Genomic DNA, 12,262 nt, shown 5'->3' with positions numbered 1-12,262 from the left:
TGTCAAAAAGTTTGCAAATATAGTATTCTCTTTTGTTATAGGCAATTCATAAAATAAGCCTGTGAGTTTTAAACATAATTTGCTGCATTTTATTGCTCTTAATTTCGTTTATCTTCGCCCCAAAGAAGCTTTTTTCGTAGTGTTTTTAAGAAACTCTGTCCTTCAAGTTCTACAAGTTTTACTGTAAAAGGTGCTTTTTTAATAGTAATAACACTATTAATGTCTACGGTAGCAATACGCGAATCTAACGAAATTAGGTGCTTATCTTCTCTACCGGAAACTTCCAATCGGATTGTAGTATGATCTGGTATTACCAAAGGACGCGCATTTAAATTGTGCGGTGCAATTGGTGTTAATACAAAATTATTATTGTTAGGAGTAATTACAGGTCCGCCACAGCTTAAAGAATATCCTGTAGAACCTGTTGGTGTTGCTATAATTAGACCATCTGCCCAATATGAAGTTAAATACTCATCATTTAAATGTGTTCGCACCGTAATCATGGAAGTTGTGTCTTTTCGGGCAACTGTAACTTCATTCAAAGCAAAATTCATTTCTTTGATGTCATCATTGGTAGGTGTAGTTTCTACTGCAAGCACACTTCGTTCAATTACGGAATACTTTTTCTCCATAATTTTGGCAATCGCTTGTTGAATTTCTTCTTTTTGAATCGTTGCTAAAAAACCAAGTCTTCCTGTATTGATTCCTATGATTGGAATGTTTAAATCTTGCACAATTGTAACGGTTCTTAAAATAGTTCCATCCCCACCAATACTAAAAAATAAATCGAAAGAATCATCTAAATCGCTATAAGATTCAAATGTTTTATAAGTTTCCTTTACTTGAATCTTCTGTGAAAAAATCTCGTAGTATTTCTTTTCAATATAAATATCTACGCCATATTGCTGTAAATTATACAACAAATAACTAATGTACTCACCTGAGTTTTTGTGGTAAAATTGACCGTAAATACCAATCTTCATGACTAAATGTTCAAGTATTTATCTAAGTATTCTGAACGTTCTTTTAAATTTTGCATGTATGTGTCTTCTGCAAATTCAGAAACGATATTATAACTATATCTTCTAAAAGATTGTACAACTTCATTAAGCGCTGCATTGTTTAGTTTCATGGTAACTTGCACCACATCGCGTTCTATTTTTGAGATAAAAGCACCAAGTAAACGCCCGTTATTTGATTCTACAATTTGGCAGATTTCACTGAATGAATAATCTTTAACCCCTTTTTCAACCACTAATACACTTCCCAATTCGTGTAAAAATGGTGTGTCATTGAAAATACTGATGATATCATTCAATTCATAATAACCTATATAGTTGTTCTTTTCGTCCAAAATAGGCATGATGTTCGTTGAATTTTGTGCAAACGCTTCCAAAACATCAATCCAATTGGTTTGTTTACGTACAAAAAACTGTTCTAAGGCATAACGACAATCACTGATTAGTTTTTCGCTATCAAAGCAGTGCGAATCAGTTTCAGATAAACAACCTAAATACACACCATTTTCTGAAATAGGAATATGTGAAAATGTAAGTTGATTAAAAACTAGTTGTGCTTCTTTTACAGCTTCATTAATAGACAATGGTTTAACGTCATTCAATATATATTTTGCAATATTCATAGAACAAAAGATTAAGTGCGCAAATTAATTAAAAATAACTACTTCTAAGCATGCTAAGTTTGTATTTTTGTGCTCAGTTTAAAAATATAACGCAATGACAACGAAACTAAGTGTAAACATTAATAAAATTGCTACGTTGCGAAATTCTCGTGGTGGCGATGTTCCTAATTTGATAAAATTTGCAAAAGATGTTCAGGAATATGGAGCAGAAGGAATCACAATTCATCCACGTCCAGATGAACGCCACATTCGTTACCAAGATGCGCGCGATTTAAAACCAATTGTATACACAGAATATAATATAGAAGGAAACCCAATTCAAAAGTTTATGGATTTGGTTTTAGAAGTAAAACCTACACAAGTGACCTTAGTGCCCGATTCGGTAGACGCTATAACTTCAAATGCGGGTTGGGATACCATTAAACACAAGGACTTTCTTTCGGAAGTGATTTCAGAATTTAAAGCAAACGGAATTCGTACGTCTATTTTTGTAGATCCTGTATTGGAAATGATCGATGGAGCCAAAGCCGTTGGAACCGATCGTATTGAATTATATACAGAAGAATTTGCACATCAATACAGTTTAGGAAACGAAAACGCAATTCAACCTTATATCGATTGTGCAGCTCGTTCAAACGAATTAGGAATCGGTGTCAATGCAGGTCACGATTTAAGTTTAGATAACATAGCATTCTTTGCCAAAGAAATTCCAGGATTACTTGAGGTTTCTATCGGACATGCGCTTATTTCGGAGTCTTTATACTTAGGAATCCAGAATGTTGTCAATATGTATCTTAATAAGTTACAGGTATGATTTTGCACTCTAATATTATTGGCGACTCAGGAAAGCCGTTGCTAATTTTGCATGGTTTCTTGGGAATGTCCGATAACTGGAAAACATTGGGAAAGAAATTTGCCGCTTCAGGTTTTCAAGCGCATTTAATTGATCAGCGAAATCACGGACGTAGTTTTCATTCGGATGATTTTAATTATGAACTCCTTGCGGAAGATTTAAAAAGTTATTGTGAGCATCACAAGTTAGAAAATATCTCGTTGGTTGGTCATTCTATGGGAGGAAAAACAGCGATGTTATTTGCGGTAAATTATCCAGAAATGTTAGACAAACTTATTGTTGTTGACATCGGGCCGAAATTTTACCCAACACATCACGAACAAATTTTAGCTGGTTTGTCTGCTATTCAGCAAGAAACACTTACCAAAAGAAGTGACGCAGAAGCCATCATGGAAAATTATGTCTCTAATTTTGGAACCCGTCAATTTTTACTCAAAAATTTATATTGGCAAAAAGATAAAACATTAGGCTTACGAATTAACTTAGAAGCATTGATTGAAAATGTAGAAGAAGTTGGTGAGCCTCTTGAGAATTTTACTTCCTATGAAAAGGAAACATTGTTCTTAAAAGGAGATAAGTCAGAGTATATTCTAACAGGAGATGAAAAGCTGATTCAACAACACTTTCCAAAAGCAATCATTCAAGAAATATCAAATGCAGGACATTGGTTGCATGCTGAAAACCCAAAAGAATTTTTTGAAAAATCCTTGCTTTTTTTGAATTCTTAAGAATCGTTTTAAATTTACTATGAATGCATAATAAATTGCTATAATCCTTGTATTTATCATAATTTATGCTAATTTTGAAGCTCTGATTTTACAAAAATTTAACCTTAAATCAACATTTTTATTTATTATGAAGAAACTATTATTGGTACTGACCATCGCGTTTTCGGCTTCGGTAATGTATGCTGGAGGATATAGAGTCGGAGTACAAGGTCATAAGCAATTAGCAATGGGGCATACGGGAGTTGCAGTTGTAACAAGTGCGGAATCAGCATTTTTCAATCCTGCAGGTTTGGTATATTTAGATGGGGAGCTTAACGTATCATTAGGAGCGGCTGCTGTTCTTTCAAATACATCTTATCAGAATAGAGAGTTTGGATACTCTGCGGAGGCTGATAATCCAGTAGGAACTCCATTTTATGCGTATGGAGCATATAAAATTAACGATTGGCTGTCTGTAGGTTTAGCAGTATATACACCTTATGGAAGTAGAGTAGAATGGCCAACGGATTGGGAAGGATCTCACTTAGTAAACAATATTGAGCTATCAGCAATTTTTGTTCAGCCTACAGTGGCAATCAAACTCTCTGATAAATTGAGTGTTGGAGGTGGGCCAATCTATGTAACTGGAGCTGTAAACTTTAACAGAAATCTATCAAGAAGTTTAACAGATGAAGGGGGAAATCGTTCAAATGTAACTATTGATGCTTCAGGAATTAACGCTTGGGGATATTCTATTGGAGCAATGTTTCGTCCAACAGAAGATATCAATTTAGGATTTAACTATCGTTCAAAAATCGACATGAATGTTGAAAGAGGTGAAGGAACAGCAGATTTTGAAAACTTACCAGGCGCATTGGCAGCAGATTTTGCTGACGGAGATTTTACAGCATCATTGCCTTTGCCAGCAGAATTAACGTTTGGAGCTTCTTTTAAACCAGCTGAGAAATGGTTGATTGCTTTTGATTATACCAGAACATTTTGGGATGCATATAAATCTTTAGATGTACAATTCTTCAATGCAGCAGGATTATCTAGAAACCCAAGAAATTACAAAAATTCATCTATCTATAAAATTGGTGCACAATACGATGCTACTCAAAAAGTAACCGTAAGAGCAGGATTCTATTACGATGAATCTCCTATTAGAGATGGATTCTTTGCGCCAGAAACACCAAGACCAGATTCAGTTAACTTTACAGGTGGATTTTCATATAATTTAAATAGTAGATGGACAATTGATGCCTCTGTATTGTATGTGCACTCAAATGAAGTTCAAAACTCGTATGGCAGTTTTGTAGAGGCAGGACAACGTGTTTCGTTTGGAGGAGAATATAAATCGAATGCCTTAGTAGCAGGAATTGGAGTATCATACAAATTATAATATCAAAGAGCAGAAAAAGATGAAAAACAATATAAAATATTTAGCAGTATTAGCGTTAGGATTATTTGCCTGTGAACCAGAATTTGATAATCCAATTGACGAAAGTGGAGCCTATTCAAGTGGTTCGGCAGACTTAACAACGTATGTTGCGGTAGGAAACTCATTAACTGCAGGTTTCATGGATGGAACTATGTTTAGAAGCGGGCAGCAAAATTCATTTCCAAACATCATGGCAGAAAAATTTGCCTTTGCAGGAGGAGGAACATTTACGCAACCATCATTTGATGATGATGTAAATGATTCAGGAGGATTTTTATTAGCTGGGAATCCACTACCAGGATTTGAAACACGTTTAGTAATTGATGCAAGTCAAGGTGGTCCAGAAAATTTAAACGTAGTACCAACAGCAGAGGTTTCTAGTTTGCAAGCAACAGCATATAACAACATGGGAGTTCCAGGAGCAAAATCGTTCCACTTAGGAGCACCAGGATATGGAAATATAGCTAACTTATCAACTGGAGCAGCTAATCCTTATTACATTAGACATGCGACGGAGCCAAATGCTACAGTGATTGGAGATGCAGTTTCTTTAAATCCAACATTTTTCTCTCTTTGGATAGGAAATAATGATATCTTATCGTTTGCTACCTCAGGAGGAGCTGGAGAAGATCAAACTGGGAATCCTAATGTATTGTCATATGGTTTTAACGATATTACTGATCCAGGTGTATTTGCATTTACTTACCAAGGTTTAATTGATGCATTAACTGCAAACGGAGCAAAGGGAGTTGTAGCTACATTGCCAGATGTAACATCTATTCCTTACTTTACAACAGTGCCTTACAATCCAATCCCAATGGATGCGCAAACTGCAGCATTTGCTAACAATGCATACACAACATATAATGGAGGATTGCAATTTGCTTTAGCAAATGGATTTATTACGGCAGCAGAAGCAGCGCAAAGAACAATTTCTTTCTCTGCAGGTCAAAATGCAGTGGTTATTGTTGATGAAGATCTAACAAACCTCACAGGTTCTGGTATTCCAAATTTAAGAATGACAACGGCAGATGATTTAATGGTATTGCCATCTTCTGGATTTATTGGAACGTTAGCTGATCCTTCAAACCCTGCTTCTGTGAATGGAGTTGGAGTTCCTTTAGCGGATAATTGGGTATTGACTGCTACAGAAATTCAATTAGTAAGAAATGCCAGAACAGCTTACAATAATTCAATTGTTGCTATTGCAGCGGCAAACGATTTGGCAGTAGCAGACATGGCAGTAAAATTAGAAGAATTAGTTTCAGGATTGCGTACTGCTGATGGACAAATTTATACGAATAACTATTTTGATGGTTCTAGCGATGCTATTTCTACAGCAGTATTTTCTCTAGATGGTGTGCATCCAAACTCTAGAGGATATGCAATTGTTGCAGATGAATTCATTAGAGTAATTAATGAAAAATATGGTGCAAATATACCAAGAGTAACTGCAGGATACTATCCAGGAGTTACTGTAGTTCCAACGAACTAAAATTTTAAAAATATATCTAGAAAAGCACTGATTTCTCAGTGCTTTTTTTATGCCTAAAAGTTTCAAACAAAATGAATTTCAAGGTAAAAAAAATGCTTCGTAAATATTACATATAAATATTTCTGTAATTGCAGTAAAAATAAACTGATACACAATTGTTTAAAAACTTGATTCGCTTTTAAAAATAATGTACTTTTGCAACCCAATTTTCATATCACAAATAAGAAGATGAATATAACAATAGAAAATATAGATGCGCTTAATGCGGTGGTTACAGTAAACATTGAGAAAGAAGACTACAATGATAAAGTGACTAAAATCTTAACTGATTATAAGAAAACTGCAAATATTCCAGGATTTAGAAAAGGACATGTTCCTTTAGGATTGGTGAAAAAACAGTACGGAAAAGCAGTATTAGTTGATGAGGTAAACAAACTTTTGCAAGAAAGCTTAAACAAGTACTTAGTAGAAGAAAAGTTGGATATTCTTGGAAATCCATTACCAAGAATGCAAGAAGAGTTTGATTGGGATGCAGAATCTTTTTCTTTTGAATTTGAATTAGGTTTAGCGCCAGAATTTAATGTTGACTTACAAGAAAATGCAATCACACAATATAATATTGTTGCTGATGATAAAATGATTGATGGTCAAATTGAGAACATCCGTAAGCAATATGGAAAATTGATCAGTCAAGATGAAATTACGGAAGAATCAGAAGTAACAGGAATCTTTACAAACGAAGAAAAAGAAATCGAAAACAACGTTACTTTTGGTTTAGATAAAATCAAAGGAAAGAGAAATCTAAACAAATTTGTTGGAACGAAGGTTGGTGAAACTTTGACTTTAAAGACCAAAGGATTATTCAATGAGAATATTGACTTAATGAACTTCTTAAAAGTTTCTAGTGAAGATGCTGAAGGTTTAGATATTGAAGTTTCTTTCAAAATCAATGAAGCAAACACAAGAGAGTTGGCAGAATTGAACCAAGAATTATTTGATAAATTATTTGGTGAAGGAAATGTAGCTAATTTAGAAGAAGCAAAAGCGAAGATCAAAGAAGATGCGGAAAGACAATTTGTACAGCAATCTGATCAGCGTTTATTAAACGATGTAACAGAAGGCTTAATCGAAAATACAAAATTCGATTTACCAGCTGACTTCTTAAAAAAGTGGATTCAATCTGCAGGTGAGGAAGAATTAACGCCAGAGCAAGCCGAAGAAGAATACACAAAATCTGAAAAAGGATTACGTTACCAATTAATCCAAGACAGATTGGTAAAGGATAACGAAGTTAAAGTTGAATTTGAAGATTTAAAAGAATTCGCAAAGCAAATGATCAAAGTGCAAATGGCACAATTCGGACAAATGAATCCTAGTGATGAAGAGTTAGAAGGAATTGCTGCTAGAATTTTATCGAACCAAGATGAAGTTCGTAGATTAACAGATCAATTGTTAAGTCAAAAACTATTAGATCTTTTCAAAGAAAAAGCAAACTTGAAGACTAAGGAAGTTACTTACGAAAACTTCGTTAAAGAAGTTTACGGAGATAGCGAGTAAGAAATAAAATACTTATATTTAAGGCGTTAAAATCATATTTTAACGCCTTTTTTAATCAAAAAATACCAAGACACGAGATGAACTATAAGAAAGAATTTCATAAATACGCGACTAAACATCACGGTATCAATAATATGTATTACGACAAAATTGTAAGTCGTATGTCTCCATCAACGTTTACGAATCCTGTAGGAATGACACCTTACATCATTGAAGAACGCCAGCTTAATGTAGCACAAATGGACGTTTTCTCTCGTTTAATGATGGATAGAATCATATTTTTAGGAACTGGAATTGACGATCAAGTTGCAAATATTGTACAAGCACAGTTATTATTCATGGAAAGTGTAGATTCTACAAAAGACATTCAAATCTACATCAACTCTCCAGGGGGAAGTGTGTATGCAGGGTTGGGAATTTATGATACCATGCAATTTATCAAGCCAGACGTAGCAACAATCTGTACAGGAATGGCAGCTTCTATGGGAGCCGTTTTATTATGTGCTGGTCAAGCAGGAAAACGTTCTGGATTAACACACTCACGTGTAATGATTCACCAACCATTAGGAGGTGCTCAAGGACAAGCTAGTGACATTGAAATTACAGCAAGAGAAATCTTAATATTAAAAGAAGAATTATATAAAATCATTTCGAAGCATTCAGGACAGTCTTACGAAAAAGTATACGAAGACTCAGATAGAGATTACTGGATGAAAGCTGATAAAGCAAAAGAATACGGAATGATTGACGAAATACTTGTGAGAGAATAAATCTCTGAACAAGTCAACAACAAGGAATAATGGCGAAAGAAGAATTAGAATGTTCATTCTGTGGGAGAAAAAAATCAGAAACGAATCTGTTGATTGCTGGTTTGGATGCTCATATCTGTGATAGATGTATTGAGCAAGCCTACGGAATTGTACTCGAAGAATCAAAACAGTCAAGCAATGATGAATTGTCGTCTGAACTGGTGCTTCGTAAACCAAAACAAATTAAAGCATTTTTGGACGAATTTATCATCGGACAAGAAGCGACAAAAAAAGTAATGTCGGTAGCAGTGTACAATCACTACAAACGATTATTACAAGCACCAACAAATGATGATATCGAAATTCAAAAAAGTAACATCATCATGGTAGGGCAAACAGGTACCGGAAAAACCTTAATGGCAAAAACCATTGCGCGTATGCTAAACGTTCCGTTAGCTATTGTAGATGCTACAGTATTAACGGAAGCAGGTTATGTAGGAGAAGATGTAGAAAGTATCCTAACACGTCTATTGCAGGCGGCAGATTATAACTTGGAAAAAGCAGAACGCGGAATTGTGTTTATTGATGAGATTGATAAAATTGCTCGTAAAAGTGACAATCCATCTATAACACGTGATGTTTCTGGAGAAGGAGTACAGCAAGCCTTGTTGAAATTGCTAGAAGGAACTGTCGTAAATGTACCACCAAAAGGAGGAAGAAAACATCCAGATCAAAAATTCATCGAAGTAAATACAGAAAATATCTTATTCATTGCAGGTGGAGCTTTTGATGGGATCGAAAGGGTTATTACGCGAAGATTGAACATGCAAGCAGTAGGATATAGTGCTTCCAAGGATGAAGAAGTCATTGATAGTGATAATTTGTTACAATATATCATTCCGAAAGACTTAAAAGATTTTGGTTTAATTCCTGAAATTATTGGTCGTTTGCCTGTGTTGACACACATGAATCCGCTAGATGCTAGTACAGTACGTGCAATTTTGACAGAGCCTAAAAATGCAATTATCAAACAATACAAAAAATTATTCGCTATGGATAATATTGAGTTTGAGATTACAGAAGGCGCATTGGAATTTATCGTAGAAAAAGCAATTCAGTACAAACTTGGAGCACGTGGATTACGTTCTTTATGTGAAACCATCTTAACAGATGCCATGTTTGACTTGCCAGGTTCAGATGAAAAAGAGTTAAAGATCACAAAAACATATGCTGAGAAAAAGCTATCGAAAGTAGCAATTAAAAAATTGAAAGCAGTGTCTTAATATAGTTTGATGATATATAAAGTAATCATATCATCCTTAACTGTATCTGCTGGAGTTGGTCTTTTTGCCTATTTGTTGGGTTGGATAGCATTCAGTACGGTAATTGTAATGACTATTTCTGGTGTAGTTGGAGGTTTAATAGCGTTCCAATCTGGTAAGAGTCATAACAAGACAGAACATAGTAAGCGTTAAAAATGCAAATACAAAATTTTTATATCCAATCAATACCAAAACAGTTATTGATTGGATTTTTTATTGGACTTTGGTTGTTTCTATTCCTCTACTTTGTAGAGCCGTTTGATATGTATCAATTACGACCAAATGAACGCACTTTTGCTTCGTTAGGCTACAGTGTGGTTGGTGTGCTAACATATAGTTTGTTAATTCCTGTGCAATATCTTTTGTATAACATCCGTAAATCATGGAGTTGGTTGCATGAATCTGCAATGATTCTTTCTTTGCTAATCTTGTCAGGAATTACGAGTTACTTATTTTTTAAGTTCGTTTTGCTTCCAAACGAACCAAACACCTACAAGTTTGGGTTCTTCTTTTCGCAACGTGTCATTCCAACCATGTTTCTTGTATTGCCTGTAATGATTTTTTTGCGATGGATGATGGGTGATAAAACTGTGGTTGAAACCAAAACAGAAACAAAAGAAAGCACCATTGTTATTAAAGGAGAAAATAAAGCGGAAGTTTTGCATATTAAAGAATCGGAATTGGTTTTTATAGAATCGGCGAACAACTATGTAAGAGTTTTTTATTTGTTGGATGGAAAGCTGAAAAGTGAACTTTTTCGAAACAAAATATCAGTCTTGCAAAAAGAATTTCCATTTTTGCTAAAAACACATCGTTCGTTTTTAATACATCCAATTCATTTCTTAGAATGGAAACGAGAATCTTCGCAAACAATTCTAATTTTGAAACCTGAAACTATAGAAATTCCAGTTTCCAAAACCTATAAAAAAACCTTAGTGGAAAAATTCATTAATCCCGCAGAATAAACCGTTCGCCATAACAGAAAATTTTCACCACTCAAAACGATTCATTCGCAACAAATAGTTGTAAACACTTGGAGAATGTTAGAATATTGAACTGTCAAAACAATTAAAATAGTTCAATATGAAAAAGTCAATACTCAAAATCTCAGTCCTTTTAATTTTAGTAATTACAGCATTTTATTGTGAAAGTTGCACGATGGTATACAGATCTGTTGTACATGGGCAAGCTGATGTTACGGACCATGAATGGCAACCAAGTGTTGCAGTAGAAAAAGGGGAAAATGAATTCATATTTGCTGTTAAAACCGATACAGAATTGGCTTCTTTTTTAGATGAAACCTTACAAGGAAGTAATACAAATGCTTTTATGGTGATCAAAAACGATACGATTATCTATGAAAGATACTTTAATGAATACAATGAAAATTCATTACTCACATCTTTTTCTGTAGCAAAGTCGTTTGTGTCTGCTTTAGTAGGAATTGCTCAAGGAGAAGGCTTGCTAAGCGAAAATGAGCCGATTACAACGTACTTACCAGAATTGCTAAAGCAGGACAGGGATTTTGAGAAAATCACTGTAAAACACTTGTTAAATATGCAAAGCGGAATCAAGTTTGACGAATATCCAGTATTAAATCCTTTTACAGGAATGGCGCGCTTGTATTATGGAACTAACATTCGTGATAAGATATTATATGGAATGACGATTGAAGAAGCGCCAGGGCGTTTTAACTACAGAAGTATTGATACGCAAGTATTAGGAGTTATCCTAGAACGTGTGACGCAAATCTCAGTAGAAGAATATTTATCTGAAAAACTATGGAGACCATTAGGAATGAAGTCTGATGCAACTTGGACAGTGGATAGTAAACGAAAGAAAATGGTAAAATCGTTCTGTTGTTTAAATGCAACTGCTGAGGACTTTGCAAAATTGGGAAGGTTGTACTTAAATGGAGGAAAATATAATGGTGTGCAAATTGTTCCAGCGGATTGGGTTGCCAAAACCGATAGTGGAAAAAAGATCAGAAGTCATTTTGGATACAAAAATAAATGGTGGACAGGCTCGCATTATGATATTTTCGATACGGAAGAAGAAGGAATCGCATATGCAAAAACGAATAATAAAGAGTTTTTAGGAACAAAAAAGCTAAAAAATGGTAAATATGTATCCTACTTTCAAGGAGACGATTATAATGCACTTGGAATCCTTGGGCAGCATGTATATGTAAATCCAACAGAAAATATCATTGTGGTGCGTTTGGGTGATTATTGGAAACATCACCAGTTCTATCTTTCAGAATTTATTTATACTTATGTTGGAAATGAACGATACAAGAAAATGTTATCCAAAAAGGCAACAACAGTTATTTCAAAGCAAAAGCTAGTGGTGAAAAAGTAATTTTTCATTAGATATATATAAACTCAATAAAGTCCTGTAAAAAGGGCTTTTCTTTTTTGTATCATTAGAAATAATATAAAACAATTCATAGTTTTACATGATAGTATCATTTGATGCTATCGGTTTAATTATATG

At 34.4% G+C, this 12,262-nt stretch carries 12 protein-coding genes; 10 read left to right on the top strand and 2 right to left on the bottom strand.

The window, feature by feature from the left end; all coding sequences use genetic code 11:
* Positions 1–98 precede the first annotated feature (98 nt).
* Together MK119_RS02305 and MK119_RS02300 are read right to left on the bottom strand one after the other, a co-directional pair.
* Positions 99–983, bottom strand: a complete 885-nt coding sequence (locus tag MK119_RS02305) for an NAD kinase (protein ID WP_290670399.1) — start codon at positions 981–983, stop codon at positions 99–101.
* 2 nt (positions 984–985) lie between these two features.
* Positions 986–1,642, bottom strand: coding sequence for an acetoin utilization protein acuB (locus MK119_RS02300; protein ID WP_290670396.1), 657 nt, complete (start codon positions 1,640–1,642; stop codon positions 986–988).
* 94 nt (positions 1,643–1,736) lie between these two features.
* Between MK119_RS02300 and MK119_RS02295 the strand changes: the two genes are divergently transcribed.
* The 10 genes from MK119_RS02295 to MK119_RS02250 all read left to right on the top strand — a co-directional run bounded on the left by MK119_RS02295 (position 1,737) and on the right by MK119_RS02250 (position 12,127).
* Complete coding sequence (locus tag MK119_RS02295; protein ID WP_290670393.1) at positions 1,737–2,456, top strand: pyridoxine 5'-phosphate synthase; 720 nt, start codon at positions 1,737–1,739, stop codon at positions 2,454–2,456.
* Positions 2,453–3,223: an alpha/beta fold hydrolase gene (locus MK119_RS02290; protein WP_290670390.1), complete on the top strand. Its 771-nt coding sequence runs from the start codon at positions 2,453–2,455 to the stop codon at positions 3,221–3,223. Before MK119_RS02295 ends, MK119_RS02290 begins: the two co-directional genes overlap by 4 nt.
* A gap of 127 nt (positions 3,224–3,350) precedes the next feature.
* On the top strand, positions 3,351–4,604 hold the full coding sequence (locus MK119_RS02285; RefSeq protein WP_290670387.1) for an outer membrane protein transport protein: 1,254 nt from the start codon (positions 3,351–3,353) through the stop codon (positions 4,602–4,604).
* A 19-nt stretch (positions 4,605–4,623) separates the two neighbouring features.
* Positions 4,624–6,138: an SGNH/GDSL hydrolase family protein gene (locus MK119_RS02280; protein WP_290670384.1), complete on the top strand. Its 1,515-nt coding sequence runs from the start codon at positions 4,624–4,626 to the stop codon at positions 6,136–6,138.
* Positions 6,139–6,366: 228 nt separating this feature from the next.
* Positions 6,367–7,695, top strand: coding sequence for a trigger factor (tig, locus tag MK119_RS02275; protein WP_290670381.1), 1,329 nt, complete (start codon positions 6,367–6,369; stop codon positions 7,693–7,695).
* A gap of 77 nt (positions 7,696–7,772) precedes the next feature.
* Positions 7,773–8,465, top strand: coding sequence for an ATP-dependent Clp endopeptidase proteolytic subunit ClpP (gene clpP, locus MK119_RS02270; protein WP_290670378.1), 693 nt, complete (start codon positions 7,773–7,775; stop codon positions 8,463–8,465).
* 29 nt (positions 8,466–8,494) lie between these two features.
* Positions 8,495–9,727, top strand: coding sequence for an ATP-dependent Clp protease ATP-binding subunit ClpX (clpX, locus tag MK119_RS02265; RefSeq protein ID WP_290670375.1), 1,233 nt, complete (start codon positions 8,495–8,497; stop codon positions 9,725–9,727).
* Positions 9,728–9,736: 9 nt separating this feature from the next.
* Entirely contained in the window at positions 9,737–9,919 is a 183-nt protein-coding gene (locus tag MK119_RS02260; protein ID WP_290670372.1) for a hypothetical protein, read from the top strand.
* A gap of 2 nt (positions 9,920–9,921) precedes the next feature.
* On the top strand, positions 9,922–10,731 hold the full coding sequence (locus tag MK119_RS02255) for a LytTR family transcriptional regulator DNA-binding domain-containing protein (RefSeq protein ID WP_290670369.1): 810 nt from the start codon (positions 9,922–9,924) through the stop codon (positions 10,729–10,731).
* A gap of 118 nt (positions 10,732–10,849) precedes the next feature.
* Entirely contained in the window at positions 10,850–12,127 is a 1,278-nt protein-coding gene (locus MK119_RS02250; protein ID WP_290670366.1) for a serine hydrolase, read from the top strand.
* The last annotated feature ends 135 nt before the right edge of the window (positions 12,128–12,262 follow it).

It is taken from the genome of Kordia sp. (genome assembly GCF_022447245.1).
Taxonomy (GTDB): domain Bacteria; phylum Bacteroidota; class Bacteroidia; order Flavobacteriales; family Flavobacteriaceae; genus Kordia.
Note: the sequence above shows the minus strand (reverse complement) of the source record. Positions and strands in the feature narration are given on the sequence as shown.